Source organism: Comamonas sp. C11 (assembly GCF_024496285.1).
GTDB lineage: Bacteria > Pseudomonadota > Gammaproteobacteria > Burkholderiales > Burkholderiaceae_C > Comamonas > Comamonas testosteroni_F.
The window spans coordinates 914,276-933,066 of sequence record NZ_CP101743.1 but is presented as its reverse complement, the minus strand read 5'-3'; the positions used below and the strand labels follow the sequence as shown (position 1 = coordinate 933,066).

Below are 18,791 nucleotides of genomic sequence, written 5' to 3'. Positions count from 1 at the left end.
TGCAATAAGTATTAATTGGGGTCAGATTCTAATTAATTCCCAACTTTTTTTATTTGCATTTAATTAGGGACATATAAAAATCAAGCAAAGTCTTCCAATAAAAACAAGGAGTTGGAAAAGCCGCCTAGTCCTCGTGCACCGAAGCTGTGCGTGCTGCAGGCCTGCCGGCCTTCTGCCGCTTCACGCGTCTATCGGTTTTTTGTTGCAAATTTTCAATGAAATCGGGCTCGCCCAGAGCCCAGCCACGCAGGGCTGCATGACTGATCTGCGCCTGGGTATCGGCATCCAGACCGGCCTCCACGGCCCTGACATAAGCAGCATCTCTAGCAAACGGCGTGTTGCCCAGGGTCCAGAAAAGCGCGTGCGGGCTGATGAGCGCATCGCTTTGCAGGCCTGCGTTGTGCGCATAGCTAGACCAGGGCCAGTCCACCGCGCGCTGCACCAGCCCGTCGCGCACGGGGTTGAGATCCATGGAGACCATGGTGGCCATCAGCCACTGCTCGGCCTGCAGCACGGTACAGCGGTAACGCCCCTCCCACAAGGTGCCGGTACGCCCGTGCCGGTTGTTGAAGTAACGCACATAGCTGCGCCCCACGGCCTGCATGAACCGGGGCACGCCCTGCTCCGTCCTGGGCGTCAGCAGCAGATGGAAGTGATTGGGCATGAGCACATAGGCATGCACATCGACATCGAAGCGCCGCGCCATCTCGCGCATCAGATCCAGCATGACCAGGCGATCCTGCGCGTCCACAAAGATCTCGCCGCTGTTGTTGCCACGCTGGATGATGTGGTGCGGCATGTTTGCCAGCGTGAGACGGGGAAGACGGGCCATGGAGCGGACTTGGACAGGGGCGACAGGGAAGGCGTTCGGTCATTATGAAGCGTCGCGCCAGAGCCGACACGCTCTCAAACGCCAGACATCACAGATGCATGCGGCCCGAAGCACTCAGCAACTGGCTGATGTGGCGCGTAGCGGCCAGCAACTGCGGCAGCAGCCTCTCGCGCATCATCTGCTCGCTGGTGCGGTTGGCCTGACCACTGATGTTGAGCGCCGCCACCGTCTGGCCGCGTGCATTGCGTATGGGGGCAGCAATCGAGATCAGCCCCTCCTCCAGCTCCTGGTTGAGCAGGGCCCAGCCCTGCTCACGCACACGTGCAATCTCGGCATACAGTTCGTCGTCGCCAGTCAGCGTGTGGCGCGTGAAGGCGCGCTGTTCGCGCCGGGCCATCAGCGCCCGCAGCTCATCAGGGGGCAGTGCCGCCAGCAGCACCCGGCCCATGGATGTCCAGAAGGCGGGCAGTCGCGAGCCCACGCCCAGATTGGTGCTCATGATCTTGTGCGTGTGAACGCGCAGCACATAGACCACGTCCAGACCTTCAAGCACGGCGGCCGAGCATGACTCCTTGACCTCGTCCACCAGCGCCTCCATGGCCGGCTCGGCCAGATTCCACAGCGGCGTGGAGCTCAGATAGGCAAAGCCCAGATCCAGGATGCGCGGAGTGAGTGCGTAGTACTTGCCGTCGCTGCGCACATAGCCCAGCGTCTGCAGCGTCAGCAGGATGCGCCTGGCACCGGCACGCGTCAGACCCGTGGCGGCAGCCACCTCGCTGAGCGTCTGCTCCGGCGCCCTGGCACTGAACGAACGAATGACTTCCAACCCCCGGGCAAAGGACTGCACATAGCTGTCGCCGGGCTTGAGCGGGGCTGCATCGATCTCCACAGGGGTTTTCCCTGATGTGGTTTTTACAGTCTCCATTTTCTTCATCCTTTCCTACAATTCTTTTAGCGAACAAATGTTCTACATGCGAACATTTTAGCGCCAATGGCGCAAGTCTTTGTATAGAAAATTGGAGACACCCATGATCAACAAGATCGCCGACTCGGTCGCACAGGCCCTGTCCGGCATTCAAGACGGCTCCACCGTGCTCATCGGCGGCTTCGGCACCTCTGGCATCCCCGGCGAGCTGATCGACGGCCTGATCGCCCAGGGTGCTCGCGAGCTTACCGTGGTCAACAACAATGCAGGCAATGGCGACACCGGTCTGGCCGCCCTGCTCAAGACCGGCCAGGTGCGCAAGATCATCTGCAGCTTCCCGCGCCAGGTGGACAGCTGGGTCTTCGACGAGCTGTACCGCAGCGGCAAGATCGAACTCGAGCTGGTGGCCCAGGGCAATCTGGCCGAGCGCATGCGCGCCGCTGCTGCAGGCATAGGCGCTTTCTTCTGCCCCACGGCCTACGGTACCGAACTTGCCAAAGGCAAGGAAACGCGCGAGATCAACGGCAAGCACTATGTGCTGGAGTACCCGATCCATGGCGATGTGGCCTTGATCAAGGCGGAAAAGGGCGACCGCTGGGGCAACCTGACCTACCGCATGTCGGCGCGCAACTTCGGCCCCGTGATGGCCTCGGCCGCCAAGTTCACCGTGGCCACCGTGCATGACATCGTGGAACTCGGCCAGCTTGACCCCGAATCCGTGGTCACCCCGGGCATCTATGTGAGCCAGGTGGTGAAGATCGAGCGCGTGGCCACCCAGGCCGGCGGCTTCAAGAAGGCGGCCTGAGCCAGCCAAGGTCCAGCAAGGAGATACAAGCGTGAGCTATCAAAAACGAAGCAAGGACGAACTGGCCCTGCGCGTGGCCCAGGACATTCATGACGGAGCCTATGTCAATCTGGGCATAGGCCAGCCCACCCTGGTGGCCAACCACATCCCCGCAGGACGCGAGATCGTGCTGCAAAGCGAGAACGGCATTCTGGGCATGGGCCCGGCACCGGCGGCCGGCTCCGAAGACTACGACCTGACCAATGCCGGCAAGCAGCCCGTGACCCTGCTGCCCGGCGGCAGCTATTTCCACCACGCCGACAGCTTCGCCATGATGCGCGGCGGCCATCTGGACATCTGCGTGCTCGGAGCCTTCCAGGTTTCGGCCACGGGCGACCTGGCCAACTGGAGCACAGGCGAGCCCGGCGCCATACCCGCCGTGGGCGGAGCCATGGACCTGGCCATTGGCGCCAAGCAGACCTGGGTGATGATGGATCTGCTCACCAAGAAGGGCGAGAGCAAGGTCGTGGCCCGGTGCAGCTACCCGCTGACCGGCCTGGGCTGCGTCAAACGCATCTACACCGATCTGTGCACCCTGGCCTGCACTGCCGAAGGGCTGCGCCTGATCGACAAGGTCGAAGGACTGGAGCACGCCGAACTCGAACGCATCGTGGGCCTGCCCATCGCGGCCTGAACGGCCCGCTGACGGCTTTCTTGCCAATCCGGCCTAGACCCCAAGCTCAATTTTCATAACGGAGACATGCCATGAGCAACCAGAACCAAGCCTTTATCTGCGACGCCATCCGCACCCCCTTCGGTCGCTACGGCGGTGCGCTGTCCGGCGTGCGCACCGATGATCTGGGCGCCCTGCCCATCAGGGCGCTGATGCAGCGCAACCCCAATGTGGACTGGACCGCCGTGGCCGATGTGCTCTACGGCTGCGCCAACCAGGCCGGCGAGGACAACCGCAATGTGGCCCGCATGTCGGCGCTGCTGGCCGGCCTGCCCATCGATGTGCCCGGCGCCACCATCAACCGCCTGTGCGGCTCGGGCCTGGACGCTGTCGGCACCGCCGCGCGTGCCATCAAGTCCGGCGAAGCACGCCTGATGATTGCCGGCGGCGTGGAAAGCATGAGCCGCGCGCCCTTCGTCATGCCCAAGGCCGAGTCCGCCTTCAGCCGCAGCAATGCCGTCTACGACACCACCATCGGCTGGCGCTTCGTCAACAAGCTGATGAAAGCCCAGTACGGCGTGGACTCCATGCCCGAGACCGCCGAAAACGTGGCCGACGACTTCGGGATCGAACGCGAAGCCCAGGACCGAATGGCCCTGGCCAGCCAGGAAAAGGCAGCGGCAGCGATTGCCGCCGGCCATCTGGCACGCGAGATCGTGCCCGTGTCCATCGCCCAGAAGAAGGGCGACCCCATTGTCGTGAGTCAGGACGAACACCCCCGCGCCACCACCATCGAGGCGCTGGGCAAGCTCAAGGGCGTGGTACGCCCCGATGGCACGGTCACGGCCGGCAATGCCAGCGGCGTCAACGACGGCGCCTGCGCCCTGCTGCTGGCCAACGAGGAAGCGGCCAAGCAGTACGGCCTGGTGCCGCGCGCCCGTGTGGTCGGCATGGCCGTGGCCGGCGTCGCGCCGCGCATCATGGGCTTCGGCCCGGCTCCCGCCGTGCGCAAGGTGCTGGCCCAGACCGGGCTGACTCTTGAGCAGATGGATGTCATCGAGCTCAACGAAGCCTTTGCCGCACAAGGCCTGGCCGTGCTGCGCGATCTGGGCATTGCCGACGACGACCGCCGCGTCAACCAGTGGGGCGGCGCCATCGCCCTGGGTCACCCCCTGGGCGCATCGGGCGCCCGCCTGGCCACCACGGCCGTGAACCAGCTCCATACCCTGGGCGGCCGCTATGCGCTGTGCACCATGTGCATCGGCGTGGGCCAGGGCATTGCCGTGGTGCTCGAACGCGTCTGATCCCGACTGCGGCAGAGACGGGCCCCGCCCGGCCTGCTGCCGCCCCCTTGCCTCTTGCTCAAAAACAACGACCGCTGGCGTGCACCTTCTCTCGCAGGTGTGCCACCGCGGCAGCCCGCGCCCCGGCCACTGGCCGGCGGTGTCTTGCCTTTTTCCGGAGACCTCAATGTCCAATTCCCTTTCCCTGTCTCGCCGCCGCAGCCTGCAGACCCTGGCAGCAACCGCCCTGTTCGCTCTGGGCACGGCTCCCGCCATGGCCCAGACGCCCTATCCCAGCAAGCCCATCACCATGATCGTGCCCTTCTCGGCCGGCGGCACGACCGACATCCTGGCGCGCGTGGTGGGTCAGGCCCTGAGCACCGAACTGGGCCAGAGCATCATCATCGACAACCGTCCCGGTGCGGGCGGCAATATCGGCGGCCAGGCAGCAGCCCGTGCAGCCGGCGACGGCTACACCCTGTTCATGGGAACTGTGGGCACGCACGCCATCAACGAAGCCCTGTACAAGAAGATGCCCTTCGACCCCGTCAAGGACTTCGCCCCTCTGACCCGGGTTGCCAATGTGCCGAATCTGCTGGTGGCCCACCCCAGCCAGCCATTCAAGACCGTCAAGGAAATGATGGCCTACGCCAAGGCCAATCCCGGCAAGCTGAACTTCGGCTCCTCGGGCTCGGGCAGCTCCATCCACCTGTCAGGCGAACTGTTCAAGTCCATGACCCATCTGGACATGGTGCATGTGCCCTACAAGGGCAGTGCGCCGGCCATCACCGATCTGCTGGGCAACCAGATCGCCATCATGTTCGACAACATGCCCTCGGCCATCCAGCATGTGCGTTCGGGCAAGCTGCGCCCCATCGCCGTGACCACCGCCAAGCGCTCGCCCGAACTGCCCGATGTACCCACGGTGGCCGAAGCCGGCGTGCCCGGCTACGAGGCCACTTCCTGGTTCGGTCTCTTCGTTCCTGTCAAGACACCTGCCGACATCCAGCAAAAGCTGCATGCCGCCATTGCCAAGGTGCTCAAGGATCCCGCCGTGATCAAGAAGATCAACGACCAGGGCGGTGAAGTCGTGATCGACACCCAGGAAGGCTTTGCCAAGTTCATCGACGCCGAAGCCAAGAAGTGGGGCAAGGTGGTCAAGGACTCCGGCGCCAGCGTTTGAGATCCAACACTCCCCCTGAGCCGCTGCGCGGCTTCCCCCGTGGCACGGCGCGCTCTCGTAGCCGTCGCTGCGGGCAGCAAGGCCCCTGCTCGGCTGCCCCCTGACCCAGGACGCACCACTGCGGCGCGCTTCTTTCCACCCCTTTTACGAGCCTGTATGACCACCTCCCTGCTCTCCACCGCCAGCGGCGATTTCCGCATTGATCTGCAAGGCCCTGACGACGCCCCCGTGCTGGTGCTGTCCAACTCCCTGGGCACCACGCTGGAGATGTGGGATGCACAGGCAACTGCCCTGCGCAGCGAATTTCGCGTGCTGCGCTACGACACGCGCGGCCATGGCGCCAGCGTCTGCAGCGACGGCCCCTACAACTTTGACCAGCTGGGCCACGATGTGCTGGCCATACTCGACGCGCTGCAGGTACAGCAGGCGCATTTCTGCGGCATCTCCATGGGCGGCCTGACCGGCCTGTGGCTGGGTGTCAATGCCGGCCAGCGCCTGCGCAGTCTCACCGTGGCCAACAGCGCCGCCAGGATCGGCGTGGAGTCGGCCTGGCTGGAGCGAGCCGCCCAGGTGCGCGCCAACGGCGCAGCCGGCATGCAGGTCCTGGCCGAATCGTCGCCGGGCCGCTGGTTCACGCCCGGTTTTGCGGCTGCCCAGCCGGCCGTGGTGCAACGCGCCCAGGGATGGATCGCCGGCATCGCGCCCGAAGGCTATGCCAGCTGCTGTGAAGCACTGGCCCGCGAGGACCTGCGCGCAGCAATTGCCGCCATCGCCACGCCCACGCTGCTGGTGGCCGGCGCGCATGACCCCGTGACCACGGTGGCCGATGCCCAGGCCATGCAGGCCGCCATCGCCGGCTCGCAGCTGGTCGAGCTGCAGGCCTCGCACCTGTCCAATCTGGAGGCGCCCGAGGCCTTCGAACAAGCCCTGGCCGGCTTTGCACGCCAGCACTGACCGACGCCGCGACGACCGGCTGCCCTTCTGTGGCAGCGGCCGTCACGGCCTGTGACACGGAGACCGCCATGCCCACACTCTCCCGCCGCTGGAGACATCGCCCCGAAGGCTCGACCTGGGGCGATTTCGGTGAAGACGACCAGCTCGGCCGCCTGAACCTGCTGACCCCCGAAAAAGTCCGCCAAGGCGTGGCCGAAGTGCAGACCGGCCAGCGCTTTGCGCTGAGCCTGCCCCTGGACTACCCGGGCGGCAGCGCCCTCAATCCCAACCGCAAGCCCCCGGTGCTGCGTCCGCTGCAGCGCAAGGGCCGCGTCAATTTCAACTGCCTGCTGCAGGAGCTGGAGCCGGGCCGTACCGACGTGCTCTCGGACGACATGGTCATCCTGTCGCTGCAGTACTCCACGCAGTGGGACGGCCTGGCCCATGTGGGCGCCCTGTTCGATGCCAATGGCGACGGTCTGCCCGAGCCGCTGTACTACAACGGCTTTGCTGCGGGTATCGACATCGTGGGCCCCGCCGAGCTGAGCGGCACCGGCATTCCCGCGCACCTGGACGACAACGCCAGCACCAGCTGCGCCAAGGCCCTGGGCATTGAAGGCATGGCCCGCAACGGCGTGCAGGGCCGCGGGGTGATGGTGGACCTGCGCGCCCACTTCGGCGACGCCCGCACCGTGGTCGGCTACGAGCAGCTGATGCAGGCCATCGCCGCCGACGGCGTGCAAATCGAGCCCGGCGACATGCTGTGCCTGCACACGGGTTTTGCCCAGCGGGTGCTGGACATGCACAAAAACCCCGACCCCGAGGTGCTGGAACACGCCTGCGCCGTGCTCGACGGGCGCGATGCGCGCCTGCTGCAGTGGATCACCGACAGCCAGATCGCCGTCATCGCCACCGACAACTACGCGGTCGAGGCCTTCCCGGCGCGCCCCGGCGCTGCCTGCTGCGCGGCCCTGCCGCTGCACGAGCATTGCCTGTTCAAGCTGGGCGTGCACCTGGGCGAGCTGTGGCACCTGACGCCGCTGGCGCACTGGCTGCGCGAGCACGGTCGCCACCGCTTCCTGCTCACGGCACCGCCGCTGAACCTGCCGGGCGCCATCGCCTCGCCGGTCACGCCCGTCGCCACGGTCTGAGCCCAACGCCGGAGCCTTTATGCCCTTCATCATCGAAACCTTCGACAAGCCCGGCCACCAGGCCGTGCGCCAGGCCCATCGCCCCGCGCACCTGGGCTTCCTGGACACCCACAAGCACCTGCTGCTGGCCTGCGGCGCCAAGCTGGCCGACGACGGCAGCGACCTCGGCGGCGGCCTGTACGTGGTGGAACTGGACACGCGCGAAGCAGCCCGGTCCTTCATAGAGTCCGACCCCTTCTTCGCCGCCGGCCTGTTCGAGCGCGTGTCCATCACCCGCTGGCGCAAAGCCTATGTGGCCGGCGCCAGCCACCTGCCTGCGGCGGCCTAGCTCCCGCCCGGCAGCCCAGCCCTTTCCCCGCATTCCGTCCGAAAGTATTGCCATGTCTTCCCAGAACGCTTCCCTTCCCGTCCGCCCCCGTGTGCTGATCACCGGCGGCGGTGCCGGCATCGGCGCCGCCGCTGCAGAGCGCTGCCGCGCCGATGGCTACGAGCCCATCATCATCGACCGCGTGGTCGATCACGTTCCGGGCGGCATCCAGGCTGACCTCAGCAATACCGAGGACACAGCCCGCGCCCTGCGTCAGGCTCTGGAAGGCGGCCCCATCACACGCCTGGTCAACAACGTGGGCGTGGTCGTGCCCAATGACGCCGCGTCCCAGACCCTGGCCGAGTTCGACCTGGCCGTCTCGCTGAACCTGCGCTGCGCCTTCCAGTGCATGCAGTCCCTGCTGCCCGGCATGAAGGAGGCGGGCTTCGGGCGCATCGTCAACATGTCCTCGCGCGCCGCGCTGGGCAAGGACTTGCGCACCGCCTACGCTGCCACCAAGGCCGGCCTGATCGGCATGACGCGCGTCTGGGCGCTGGAGCTGGGACAGTGGGGCATCACGGCCAACGCCATAGGCCCCGGCCCCATCCGCACCAAGCTGTTCGACAAGGCCAACCCGCCCGATGCACCGCGCACGCAGAAGATCATCCAGTCAGTCCCCGTCAAGCGCGTGGGCACTCCCGAGGATGTGGCCCATGCCGTGTCCTACATGCTCGACGAGCGCAGTGGCTTTGTGACCGGACAGGTGCTCTATGTCTGCGGCGGGATGACCGTCGGCGTGGCGTCCGTATAAACGCCTCCTGAGCCGCGCTGCGGCTTGCCTGCATGCACGGCGCCCTCTCTCGCTGCGCAGGAGGGGACGACGCCCTCGCTGCGGGACGGCCCTGGCTCGGCGTCTCTGACGCGAGCCCTGCCGGCCACTTCCGCAAAGCCACGTTCCTGCCCTGCGCCCCCGCGGCGCAGGCGCCTTCCTCTCCCCATAAATCATTCCACCCCCGGAGACCGGTACCCATGTCGAAAATCACCGCCTTCTTCACCGAGCTGATGCGCAAGTATCTGCCCGACCCCTTTGTCTTTGCCATCTTGCTGACCCTGCTGACCATGGTCCTGGCCTTTGCCGTGGAAAGCCGGCCCGTCAACCTCGTGGTCGAGGACTGGGGCAAGGGCTTCTGGAGCCTGCTGGCCTTCACCACGCAGATGGCCGTGATCCTGGTCATGGGCTATGTGCTGGCGGCTGCGCCCCTGGTCAACCGCTTCCTGGACCGCATCGCCAGCCACGTGCACACACCGCGCCAGGCCATCATCGTGGCCACCATCGTGGGCTGCGTGGGCAGCTACCTGAACTGGGGCTTCGGCCTGGTGATCGGTGGCATCATGGCGCGCAAGCTGGCGCTCAAGGTCAAGGGCGTTCACTATCCGCTGATCATCGCCTCGGCCTATACCGGCTTCACCATGTACAGCCTGGGCTTCTCGGCCACGATTCCGGTGCTGATCTCGACCAAGGGCCACACCTTCGAGAGCAGCATGGGCCTGATCCCGCTGACGCAGACCATCTTCTCCGCACCCATGCTGCTGACCAGTCTGGCCGTGCTCATTGCCCTGCCGCTGCTCAATGCCGCCATGCATCCCAAGGCCGGCGAGAAGATCGTGGAACTGGACCCCGCCGTGGCCGCCGACGAAGGCAAGGGCGGCGCAGGCCACGACCTGCTGGGCGACCAGAAGACCCTGGCCTACCGCCTGAACAACAGCCGCGTGCTCAATCTGCTGATCGGCCTGTGCGGCATGGCCTATGTGGTGCTGCATTTCGTCAAGGGCGGCAACCTCGACCTGAACATGATCAACTTCTTCATCCTGTTCCTGGGCGTGCTGCTGCTCAGAACACCCATGCTCTACGTGGAAAAGGTCAACGAAGGCGTCAAGACCATCGGCGGCATCATCCTGCAGTTCCCCTTCTACGCGGGCATCATGGCCATCATGCATGGCTCTGGCCTGGTGGAGTCCATCGCCCACATCTTCGTGAGCGTCGCCAGCGAGCACACGCTGCCGCTGTGGGGCCTGGTCAGCTCCTTCGTGATCAACTTCTTCGCGCCCTCGGGCGGCGGCCACTGGGTGCTGCAGGGCCCGTTCATGATTGACGCGGCCAAGACTCTGGGGGCCTCGCAAGCCCAGACCGCCATGTCGGTGATGCTGGGCAATGGCTGGAACGACCTGGTCCAGCCCTTCTGGATCCTGCCGGCCCTGGCCTTGTCCAAGCTCAAGCTCAAGGACATCATGGGCTATACCGTGGTTTCCATGATGCTGGTCGGCGTCATCTACGCGACCACCATGCTGATCTGGCCTCATCTGTAACAGAGCGCCAGCGTACTTTTTCCGTTCACATCCTCACCTAGGAGAACCCCATGCTGTACATGGTCGAAATGATTGTCCAGATCCCCCACTCGCTGGACCCCGCACTGGTCGCGCAGATCAAGCAGGACGAGAAGGAATACTCGCAAAAGCTGCAGCGCGAAGGCAAGTGGCGCCATATCTGGCGCGTGGTGGGCGAATACGCCAACGTCAGCATCTTCGACGTCCAGAGCAATGACGAACTGCACAGCCTGCTCAGCGGCCTGCCACTGTTCCCCTATATGCAGATCAAGGTAAAGCCCCTGGCCAACCACCCCTCCTCCATCGTGCAGGAGTAAGCACGACAGCGGCGGGCCAGCGCCCGTCCGCAACAAAGCCCATGCAGTCTCTGGCCGCATGGGCTTTTTTTGATAGCTATCGCCGACTATTCAAAAAAGATTTCAATATGTTTTATATCTGAAATCATTATCAGCAAAGCGGTATAAGCTCCTATTAAAAGAGCATTCACACCTTCGCTGCTGCCTGCCCCAAGCCGCGTCTTTGCAGGTCTTCAGGTATAGCGCTTGGCGCGCAGATTGTTCTTCATCTGCTCCAGCGCCGGCTGCAGCGCAGGCCCGATGCGCAAAGCCACACAGGTCGCCAGCACATCGATGATGAGCAGGTGCAGCAGCCGCGACACCATGGGGCTGTAGCGGTCGTAGCCTTCGGGGTGATCGGCCGCCAGATGCACCTGGCAGGCCGAGGCCAGAGGAGAGCCGCTGGCCGTGATGGCAATCGTGGTGGCCCCGTTCTTGCGGGCGATATCCGCCGCATCCATCAGATCCCGCGTTCGGCCGGAGTTCGAAATAATGACCACGCAGTCCCCCGGCCCCAGCAAGGTGGCGCTCATGACCTGCATATGGCCATCGCTGGTGGCCAGGCTGGTCACACCGAGGCGGAAGAACTTGTGCTGGGCATCCAGCGCCACGATGCCCGAGTTCCCGGCGCCGTAGAACTCGATGCGCTTGCCCGTCTGCCAGGTCGCTGCAATCGCCTGCGCAGCCTGCTCTATGGCCGCCGTGCTGGCTGCATTGCGGTACTGCAGAAAAGCGGCAACCGCGTTGTCCACCACCTTGACCATGACATCGCTGGTCTTGTCATCGCTGTCCACACTGCGATGGATGAAGGGCACGCCTTCGCTGACGCTGCCCGCGAGCTTGAGCTTGAAGTCCGCCAGGCCGTCATAGCCCATGCTGCGACAAAAGCGCACCACCGTGGGTTTGCTGACATGTGCCCGCACTGCCAGCTCTCGCACCGGCAGATGCGCGAAGGCCCGCGGATCGGCCAGTACCAGGCGTGCAACACGCTGCTCTGCAGGCGCCAGGGACGGAAGGGAGGCAGTAATCCGATCAAGCATATTGGCGCAGATGAGGTGGAGGCAATGAATGAGTGCAGAAAAAGGCGAGCATAAGACCGAAGCGCCTCACGCCTCGCAAAATGACAGCAAAACTTGCATATTTCCGCAAATAAATAGGCGAGCGCGCATATTCAACAGGGTTTGCCTTGATGCATCATCAAACGGAGCATCTGCAAGCTCATTCTCAATCAGGGATTCACGCTCTACACTTGCTGGTTAGTTTGAAACACAGCAAAGGATGGACATGAATCAGTTGGAGGCGCTCAAGCAATTCACGACCGTGGTCGCGGACACCGGTGATTTTCATCAACTGGCGCAGTTTCAACCGCAAGATGCCACCACCAATCCATCCCTGATTCTCAAAGCGGTTCAAAAGACCGAATATGCGCCGCTGATGCGCGCCACCGTGGCGCAATTCAAAGACAGAGGGCTGGACGAAATCATGGACCGGACGCTGGTGCGCTTCGGCTGCGAGATTCTGAGCACCATACCCGGTCGTGTCTCCACCGAGGTTGATGCCCGCCTGTCTTTCGACACCGTGGCCACGGTCACGCGCGCCGAGCGACTGATCGAGCTGTATCAGGCCGCAGGCATCCACACCGAGCGCGTGCTCATCAAGATCGCCGCCACCTGGGAAGGGATTGAAGCGGCCCGCATTCTCGAGCAGCGCGGCATTCACACCAATCTGACGCTGCTGTTCTCCTTCTGCCAGGCCGTTGCCTGCGGTCAGGCCAAGGTCCAGCTCATCTCACCCTTTGTGGGCCGCATCTACGACTGGTACAAAAAGCAGGCCGGCGCGCAGTGGGATGAGGCCGCCATGGCCGGGACCAATGATCCGGGCGTGCGCTCCGTACAGAAAATCTACGACTATTACAAGCACTTCGATGTTTCCACCGAGGTCATGGGTGCAAGCTTTCGTAATACCGGCCAGATTCTGGCTCTGGCGGGCTGCGATCTGCTTACCATTGCACCTGAGCTGCTGGCCCAGCTCCGCGCACAGCAGGACGATGACATGCCTTTGACCCGCGCCCTGGACCCGAACAAGGCCAGAGCCCAGCCACAGGAACGCGTTCTGTATGACCAGGCCTCGTTTCGCTTTGCGCTGAACGAAGATGCCATGGCCACCGAAAAGCTGGCCGAGGGCATTCGCGCTTTCACCGCAGACACCCTGAAGCTGGAAGCATTGATGCAGCAAGCGGCTGCAGATTGACGGACATTTCCTTTGACCCCTCTTTGTCACGAGCTGCCTGCCTGGCAGGCTTTGCAAACCCACTACCGGTCGCAGATCCAGCATCTGGATTTGCGCCAGGCTTTTGCACAAGACCCACAACGTCTTGATGCACTGAGCATGCAGGCACCGCATGTATTCGCCGATCTGTCGAAGAACCTATGGACTAGCGAGACCGAGGCCTTGCTGAGACAGCTTGCCGTCGATAGCCAGCTCGCAAGCAAGCGCGATGCCATGCTGGCCGGCGCAGTCATCAATCCCAGCGAGCAGCGCAGCGCGATGCACTGGCTGCTGCGCACTCCTGCAGACGGCGGGCAGCTCGCCCAGTCACCTGTGCTTCGGTCCTGGCCCCAGGACATGCATTCGGCTCTGCGTGGCGTTCACGACACGCTGGATAGCATGCTCGCCCTGGCCGATCAGATCAGGGGCAGTCAACAGATCACCGATATCGTCAATATCGGCATCGGCGGCTCGCATCTGGGTCCTGAAGTCGTGGTCAATGCCCTTGAGGACTGGATAGACAAGGACAAGAACTTTCACTTTGTCTCCAATGTGGACGGGCACGAACTGGGGCATGTGCTGCGCCGGGTCAAACCGGAAAGCACGCTGTTCCTGATTGCCTCCAAATCCTTCACCACGGCCGAGACCATGCTGAATGCACGCTCGGCCAGACAGTGGTTTCTCGACCATGGGGGCAGCGCAGATCCGCAGGCCCCATGCTCGATTGACCGGCATTTCGTGGCCCTAACCACCAATACCCAGGCGGCCGCAGAGTTCGGCATACAGCGCACTCTGGGCTTCTGGGACTGGGTGGGCGGACGCTTTTCGCTGTGGTCCGCCATCGGGCTGCCCATTGCCATCGCCATAGGCTCGGCGCAATTCAGGGCGCTGCTGAGCGGCGCGCACGCGATGGATGCCCACTTTTTCACAGCCCCTCTGGAGAACAATCTCCCGGTGCGCCTGGGCCTGCTGGACATCTGGTATCGCAATTTCTGCCAGTTTTCCAGCCGCTGCATCGCGCCTTACAGCCATGGGCTGCGCCGCCTGACAGCCTATCTGCAGCAGCTGGAGATGGAGAGCAACGGCAAACGCATCAACAAGAATGGCGCTCGGCTCTCCGTCCCCACTGCGCCGGTGATCTGGGGCGAACCCGGCACCAATGGGCAACATGCCTTCTTTCAGATGCTGCATCAGGGGCAAGATGTCATACCGGTCGAATTCATTGCCCTGCGCGACGGGGGCAAATACCTGGGAGAGCACCATCAAAGCCTGGTGGTCAACGCGATTGCCCAGGCCCAGGCGCTGATGGTGGGGCGCTGTGGAGAAGGTCTGGAAAAAGACTGTCCCGGCAATCGCCCCAGCAGTTTCTTGATGCTTGAAAGACTGGATCCGGCCTCTCTGGGCGCCTTGATTGCGCTGTATGAACATCGCATTTTTGTCTCTGGCGCCATATGGGACATCAACAGCTTCGACCAGTGGGGTGTGGAGCTGGGCAAGAAGCTGGCAAAGCAGCTGCATGCTCGCCAGAACCGCAATGACTGGGCAGGAGTGGACGCGTCGACGCAGGAGCTGATGAAGCGCCTGATGGAAAGTCACTGAGCATCACAAGCAGCGGGCCCGGCAGGGCTCATGCTTCAAGCCTGCTCAGACCGCGCTGGTTTCCGGCAAATGGGGATAGCGTGCACCCGCCAGACCTTCCAGTCCAAACTCGGCGAGCAGCTGACGCAGGCGTTGCGCCGCACTGCGCTTTTTCTGTCCCGTATAACGGGCCACAATCAATTCGTTTTTCATGCTGTGCTCCCAGCCCACCAACTCGGTGACCGTGACCTGGTAACCACAAGCCTCCAGATACAGGCAGCGCAGCACATTGGTAATCTGACTGCCAATCTCGCGAGTGTGGATCGGGTGACGCCACAACTCGGCCAGCGGAGTGCGCGCCAGGCTCATGGCCTTGGTCTGGCGCAGACATGCGGCCACCTCGGCCTGACAGCAAGGCACCAGCACCATGGCCCGGGCCTGCTTTTCCAGCCCGAAGGCGATCGCATCATCAGTCGCCGTATCACAGGCATGCAAGGCCGTGACCACATCGAACTGCGAAGGCATGAAGTCTGCTCGCGTGGACTCGGCCACCGACATATTGAGAAACTCCATGCGCTCGAAGCCAAGTTCAGTCGCCAGCTTCTGAGATGCCTCGACCAGCGGCGCACGCGTCTCGATGCCGTAAATCCGTCCCTGGTCCAGGGCCTTGAAATACAGGTCGTAAAGAATGAACCCCAGATAGGACTTGCCTGCGCCATGGTCGGCCAGTGTCACGGCATGCCCATCCTTGGATAGCTCTGTCAGCAAAGGCTCGATGAACTGATAGAGGTGATAGACCTGCTTGAGCTTGCGGCGCGAATCCTGGTTGAGCTTGCCCTCGCGCGTCAGAATATGCAGGGCCTTGAGCAGCTCAAGGCTCTGGCCGGGCTTGAGCCCCAGTTGCTCGGCGATATCTGACGTCCCTGTTTTGGCGGGCTTTTGCAGGTTCTGCTTTTTATCGGTCTTGCCCATCACTTCTCTGCCTTCGTCTGAGCATGGCCGGTCACGGGGCAGCGGGCCCCGACATCCAGGTCCAGCCAGCCCTCGATACCGATCTTTTCCAGCGTTTCCATATTGCGCTCGTATATCGTCTCGGCTTCCGGAAACACCTCCACAGCCTTGTCGATGCTGTCTTCGCGCAGCAAGTGCAATATGGGATAGGGAGAGCGGTTGGTGCAGTTGGTAACGTCGTCCACATCAGTGCCCTCAAACTGAAATTGAGGATGAAATGAGGCGACCTGCAAAATACCGCCCAGATCAAGCTCCTCGACCATGGCATCGGCCACTTCAAGGAAGTCATTGAAGTCCAGGAAATCCTGCAAGGCATGGGGCAGGATCAGCAGTGTGGTGTCACGTTTTTCCGCACTGGCTTCGGCCAGGGCCTCAAGCTCGCGATGCAGGGCCTCGGCAACAGCCTCCGCATCGGTCGCATCGCTGACGGCATAGTGGATCTGAGCTTTGACATGCACGCCTTTGGCGAAAGGGCATAGGTTGAGACCTATCACGGCCTTTTCCAGCCAGCGCACGGTATCCGCAATCACAAGCTCTGGCGGGAAAGCCTGATCGGCGATGGTTGAAGTTTCGGTCATGACAGGGCCCTCCAAAATGCAAACGGGGGCCATCGCCCCCAAAGAATGCGCACTGGGCGGGAAATATTCCGGCTCTAGATACACAGAATCGCTATTTTAGCGATCCGGCCTGTGCCATGCTCGCCACTGGCGGCAAGACCGTTGGCGAGCTTCCCTCAGGCCTCGCCCAGCAGCCTCAACCCGGTGATGCGTTCATGCTCGCGCGCCGCATAACGATCCGTCATACCCGCAATAAAGTCCGCCACCACTCGCGCACGTTCATGCAGGGTAGTGACGATATGGGCACGCTGAACAAAGCGCGGCTTCATGCGCTCAGGTTCCACCATATAGGCGGCAAACAGCTCTTTCACGACTTGCTGAGCACTGTCCATGGTCTGCATGACTCGAGGGTGCCGATAGAGCTGCCTGAACAAGAACTGCTTTAGCACCTGGGACTGCGCTTTCATCTCTTCGCTGAAACCGATCAGCGTCCGCCCGTGCTGGCGAACCTCCTGCACCGAGCGCACAGCCGCCTGCTCAATACCGGCCTGTGAGTGACGGATGACGTCATAGACCTGATCACTGAGCATGCGGCGAATGCTTTCATAGAGCAGCTTGCGCTGAGCATCCGGCAGAGCCAGATCGGGCCAATCCGCCAATGTCGAGGTGTAATAGCGGGCGAACAAAGGCACGGCTTCACGCAACTGGGTCATGGTGATCAAGCCCGATCGAACGCCGTCGTCCACATCATGGGCGTTATAGGCAATCGCATCCGCCAGATTGCATAGCTGCGCCTCCAGAGAAGGCTGAGTACCGTCCAGAAAACGCTGAGCCACGCCGCCGGGCTCACGTGCATTCAGCCATTGCGCATTGCTGAGCGAGCAATGCTTGAGAATTCCCTCGCGTGTTTCAAAAGTCAGGTTCAGACCGTCAAAGGCAGGATAACGCTCCTCCAACCTATCCACTACACGCAGACTTTGCAGATTGTGCTCAAAACCGCCATGGGGCTTCATGCACTCATTGAGCGCATCCTGCCCCGCATGTCCAAAAGGTGTATGCCCCAGATCATGCGCCAGACAGATGGCTTCAACGAGGTCTTCATCCAGCCGCAAAGAACGCGCGATGGAGCGCCCCAGTTGCGCCACTTCCAGAGAGTGCGTGAGCCGGGTTCGGAACAGATCGCCCTCATGGTTCACAAAGACCTGGGTCTTGTAAACCAGTCGCCTGAAGGCCGAGGAGTGAACAATGCGATCCCGATCGCGCTGAAAGTCGCTACGCGTGGGAGCCTGGGGCTCAGCAAAGCGACGCCCGCGGCTTTGCTGGGGATGGCAGGCATAGGAAGCCAGAGCGGTCATGCAAATCGCCTCAACAACTCGATGCAATGACTCTAACAGCTATGGACTCGCTTCCCCCAGGGTCTGCTCACATAGCGCCATGCATCAAGCGCAGCAACTCTCGATCACTTCACGCACCAGTGCGTCGGGTGCCGACCTCATCACGGCCTTGCCGGGACCATCGATCAGCACGAAGCGGATTTCACCGGCTTCGGATTTCTTGTCAACCCGCATCAGTTCCAGATAGCGACCCGCATTGTCCTGGGCATCGATGACCGCTGCGCGCACCGGCAAGCCCGCTCGCTCGATCAGCTTGCGCAGACGCGAGACAAAGCCCGCCTCCACCAGGCTAAGACGTTGGGACAGCTCCGCTGCCATCACCATGCCTGCAGCCACGCCTTCACCGTGCAGCCAGTTGCCATAGCCCATGCCGGCCTCGATCGCATGACCGAAGGTATGACCAAAATTGAGAATCGCGCGCAGACCCGCTTCCTTCTCGTCCTGCCCAACGACCCAGGCCTTGATCTCCACACTTCGCTTGACGGCATGGGCGAGCAGGTCGCGGTCGCGGCGCAGCAGGCCATCCATGTTCTGTTCGAGCCAGTCAAAGAACTGCATATCGGCAATAGGGCCGTATTTGATGATTTCCCCCAGACCTGCGCTCAACTCGCGCTCGGGCAGGGTATCCAGCGTGGCCAGCTCGCAGAGCACCAGCTGCGGCTGGTAAAAGGCCCCAATCATGTTCTTGCCCAGTGGGTGGTTGATGGCAGTCTTGCCCCCCACCGAGGAATCGACCTGGGACAGCAGCGTGGTCGGCACCTGCACAAAAGGCACGCCACGCATATAGCTGGCGGCAGCAAAGCCCGTCATATCTCCCACCACGCCACCGCCCAGCGCAAACAGCACCGTCTTGCGGTCGCAGCCGTGTTGCAGCAGGGCATCAAAAATCAGGTTCAGAGTCTGCCAGTCTTTATGGGCTTCACCATCGGGCAGCACCACCTCGTGAACCTGCGCGTATTGGCCGCTCAAGGCCTGCTTGAGCGCAGACAGATAAAGCGGAGCCACGACATCATTCGTCACGACCAGAGCCGCAGCAGCCTTGGGCAATGTCCGCCAAGTGGAGCTCTGGGCCAGCAAGCCCTCTGCAATCACGATGGGATAGCTGCGTTCATCCAGATCAATATGCACTGTTTCCACGTTCAATCTCTCTCAAAATACATAGCAGGCAGTGCATACGGCGCACCGGACAACA

General features: G+C 62.6%; 19 protein-coding genes. 12 read left to right on the top strand and 7 right to left on the bottom strand.

Annotated elements, in window-relative coordinates; genetic code table 11:
* Positions 1-124: 124 nt before the first annotated feature.
* Positions 125-832, bottom strand: a complete 708-nt coding sequence (locus tag NOX35_RS04225) for a transposase (protein ID WP_256495844.1) — start codon at positions 830-832, stop codon at positions 125-127.
* A gap of 88 nt (positions 833-920) precedes the next feature.
* Complete coding sequence (locus tag NOX35_RS04220) at positions 921-1,757, bottom strand: IclR family transcriptional regulator (protein ID WP_182285693.1); 837 nt, start codon at positions 1,755-1,757, stop codon at positions 921-923.
* A gap of 103 nt (positions 1,758-1,860) precedes the next feature.
* On the opposite strand from NOX35_RS04220, the gene NOX35_RS04215 reads away from it, so the two are divergent.
* From NOX35_RS04215 to catC, 10 genes are all read left to right on the top strand, one after another.
* Positions 1,861-2,562, top strand: a complete 702-nt coding sequence (locus tag NOX35_RS04215; RefSeq protein WP_003058692.1) for a 3-oxoacid CoA-transferase subunit A — start codon at positions 1,861-1,863, stop codon at positions 2,560-2,562.
* Positions 2,563-2,593: 31 nt separating this feature from the next.
* Positions 2,594-3,235, top strand: a complete 642-nt coding sequence (locus tag NOX35_RS04210; RefSeq protein WP_182285692.1) for a 3-oxoacid CoA-transferase subunit B — start codon at positions 2,594-2,596, stop codon at positions 3,233-3,235.
* 71 nt (positions 3,236-3,306) lie between these two features.
* Positions 3,307-4,518, top strand: coding sequence for a 3-oxoadipyl-CoA thiolase (pcaF, locus tag NOX35_RS04205; RefSeq protein WP_256495842.1), 1,212 nt, complete (start codon positions 3,307-3,309; stop codon positions 4,516-4,518).
* 166 nt (positions 4,519-4,684) lie between these two features.
* Positions 4,685-5,680, top strand: coding sequence for a tripartite tricarboxylate transporter substrate binding protein (locus NOX35_RS04200; protein ID WP_182285690.1), 996 nt, complete (start codon positions 4,685-4,687; stop codon positions 5,678-5,680).
* Positions 5,681-5,836: 156 nt separating this feature from the next.
* Positions 5,837-6,634 carry a 3-oxoadipate enol-lactonase gene (gene pcaD / locus NOX35_RS04195; protein WP_182285689.1) on the top strand — a complete coding sequence of 266 codons (798 nt, stop codon included), beginning with the start codon at positions 5,837-5,839 and terminating at the stop codon, positions 6,632-6,634.
* A gap of 68 nt (positions 6,635-6,702) precedes the next feature.
* Positions 6,703-7,764 carry a cyclase family protein gene (locus tag NOX35_RS04190; RefSeq protein ID WP_256495839.1) on the top strand — a complete coding sequence of 354 codons (1,062 nt, stop codon included), beginning with the start codon at positions 6,703-6,705 and terminating at the stop codon, positions 7,762-7,764.
* A 19-nt stretch (positions 7,765-7,783) separates the two neighbouring features.
* The gene (locus NOX35_RS04185) at positions 7,784-8,092 is read left to right on the top strand and encodes a YciI family protein (RefSeq protein WP_182285687.1); all 309 of its coding nucleotides are present in this window, start codon (positions 7,784-7,786) and stop codon (positions 8,090-8,092) included.
* Between the two features lie 52 nt (positions 8,093-8,144).
* Positions 8,145-8,882 carry an SDR family oxidoreductase gene (locus NOX35_RS04180; RefSeq protein ID WP_256495838.1) on the top strand — a complete coding sequence of 246 codons (738 nt, stop codon included), beginning with the start codon at positions 8,145-8,147 and terminating at the stop codon, positions 8,880-8,882.
* 218 nt (positions 8,883-9,100) lie between these two features.
* Positions 9,101-10,438 (top strand): short-chain fatty acid transporter, encoded by a 1,338-nt coding sequence (locus NOX35_RS04175; RefSeq protein ID WP_256495837.1) that lies wholly within the window; start codon positions 9,101-9,103, stop codon positions 10,436-10,438.
* Positions 10,439-10,488: 50 nt separating this feature from the next.
* Positions 10,489-10,773, top strand: coding sequence for a muconolactone Delta-isomerase (catC, locus tag NOX35_RS04170; RefSeq protein ID WP_003062020.1), 285 nt, complete (start codon positions 10,489-10,491; stop codon positions 10,771-10,773).
* 212 nt (positions 10,774-10,985) lie between these two features.
* Here catC and NOX35_RS04165 read toward each other — a convergent pair whose 3' ends face one another.
* Complete coding sequence (locus tag NOX35_RS04165) at positions 10,986-11,831, bottom strand: SIS domain-containing protein (protein WP_003058703.1); 846 nt, start codon at positions 11,829-11,831, stop codon at positions 10,986-10,988.
* Positions 11,832-12,075: 244 nt separating this feature from the next.
* Here NOX35_RS04165 and tal point away from each other — a divergent pair, with 244 nt between their 5' ends.
* Both tal and pgi read left to right on the top strand, forming a co-directional pair.
* A complete protein-coding gene (gene tal, locus NOX35_RS04160) occupies positions 12,076-13,041 on the top strand; it encodes a transaldolase (RefSeq protein WP_182285684.1) in 966 nt (321 codons plus the stop codon).
* Positions 13,042-13,053: 12 nt separating this feature from the next.
* A complete protein-coding gene (gene pgi / locus NOX35_RS04155; protein WP_256495836.1) occupies positions 13,054-14,658 on the top strand; it encodes a glucose-6-phosphate isomerase in 1,605 nt (534 codons plus the stop codon).
* A gap of 45 nt (positions 14,659-14,703) precedes the next feature.
* On the opposite strand, the gene NOX35_RS04150 is transcribed toward pgi, so the two are convergent.
* The 4 genes from NOX35_RS04150 to aroB all read right to left on the bottom strand — a co-directional run bounded on the left by NOX35_RS04150 (position 14,704) and on the right by aroB (position 18,742).
* On the bottom strand, positions 14,704-15,609 hold the full coding sequence (locus NOX35_RS04150; RefSeq protein WP_256495835.1) for an SAM-dependent methyltransferase: 906 nt from the start codon (positions 15,607-15,609) through the stop codon (positions 14,704-14,706).
* On the bottom strand, positions 15,609-16,226 hold the full coding sequence (locus tag NOX35_RS04145; RefSeq protein ID WP_182285681.1) for a DUF1415 domain-containing protein: 618 nt from the start codon (positions 16,224-16,226) through the stop codon (positions 15,609-15,611). Before NOX35_RS04145 ends, NOX35_RS04150 begins: the two co-directional genes overlap by 1 nt.
* 155 nt (positions 16,227-16,381) lie before the next feature.
* Positions 16,382-17,560 carry a deoxyguanosinetriphosphate triphosphohydrolase gene (locus NOX35_RS04140; protein ID WP_182285680.1) on the bottom strand — a complete coding sequence of 393 codons (1,179 nt, stop codon included), beginning with the start codon at positions 17,558-17,560 and terminating at the stop codon, positions 16,382-16,384.
* An 84-nt stretch (positions 17,561-17,644) separates the two neighbouring features.
* On the bottom strand, positions 17,645-18,742 hold the full coding sequence (aroB, locus tag NOX35_RS04135; RefSeq protein ID WP_256495832.1) for a 3-dehydroquinate synthase: 1,098 nt from the start codon (positions 18,740-18,742) through the stop codon (positions 17,645-17,647).
* Positions 18,743-18,791 lie beyond the last annotated feature (49 nt).

Coding starts and splice junctions, on each gene's coding strand:
- NOX35_RS04225 (WP_256495844.1), bottom strand. CDS start 832: ATGGCCCGTCTTCCCCGTCTCACGCTGGCAAACATGCCGCACCACATC.
- NOX35_RS04220 (WP_182285693.1), bottom strand. CDS start 1,757: ATGGAGACTGTAAAAACCACATCAGGGAAAACCCCTGTGGAGATCGAT.
- NOX35_RS04215 (WP_003058692.1), top strand. CDS start 1,861: ATGATCAACAAGATCGCCGACTCGGTCGCACAGGCCCTGTCCGGCATT.
- pcaF (WP_256495842.1), top strand. CDS start 3,307: ATGAGCAACCAGAACCAAGCCTTTATCTGCGACGCCATCCGCACCCCC.
- NOX35_RS04200 (WP_182285690.1), top strand. CDS start 4,685: ATGTCCAATTCCCTTTCCCTGTCTCGCCGCCGCAGCCTGCAGACCCTG.
- pcaD (WP_182285689.1), top strand. CDS start 5,837: ATGACCACCTCCCTGCTCTCCACCGCCAGCGGCGATTTCCGCATTGAT.
- NOX35_RS04190 (WP_256495839.1), top strand. CDS start 6,703: ATGCCCACACTCTCCCGCCGCTGGAGACATCGCCCCGAAGGCTCGACC.
- NOX35_RS04185 (WP_182285687.1), top strand. CDS start 7,784: ATGCCCTTCATCATCGAAACCTTCGACAAGCCCGGCCACCAGGCCGTG.
- NOX35_RS04180 (WP_256495838.1), top strand. CDS start 8,145: ATGTCTTCCCAGAACGCTTCCCTTCCCGTCCGCCCCCGTGTGCTGATC.
- NOX35_RS04175 (WP_256495837.1), top strand. CDS start 9,101: ATGTCGAAAATCACCGCCTTCTTCACCGAGCTGATGCGCAAGTATCTG.
- catC (WP_003062020.1), top strand. CDS start 10,489: ATGCTGTACATGGTCGAAATGATTGTCCAGATCCCCCACTCGCTGGAC.
- NOX35_RS04165 (WP_003058703.1), bottom strand. CDS start 11,831: ATGCTTGATCGGATTACTGCCTCCCTTCCGTCCCTGGCGCCTGCAGAG.
- tal (WP_182285684.1), top strand. CDS start 12,076: ATGAATCAGTTGGAGGCGCTCAAGCAATTCACGACCGTGGTCGCGGAC.
- NOX35_RS04150 (WP_256495835.1), bottom strand. CDS start 15,609: ATGGGCAAGACCGATAAAAAGCAGAACCTGCAAAAGCCCGCCAAAACA.
- NOX35_RS04145 (WP_182285681.1), bottom strand. CDS start 16,226: ATGACCGAAACTTCAACCATCGCCGATCAGGCTTTCCCGCCAGAGCTT.
- NOX35_RS04140 (WP_182285680.1), bottom strand. CDS start 17,560: ATGACCGCTCTGGCTTCCTATGCCTGCCATCCCCAGCAAAGCCGCGGG.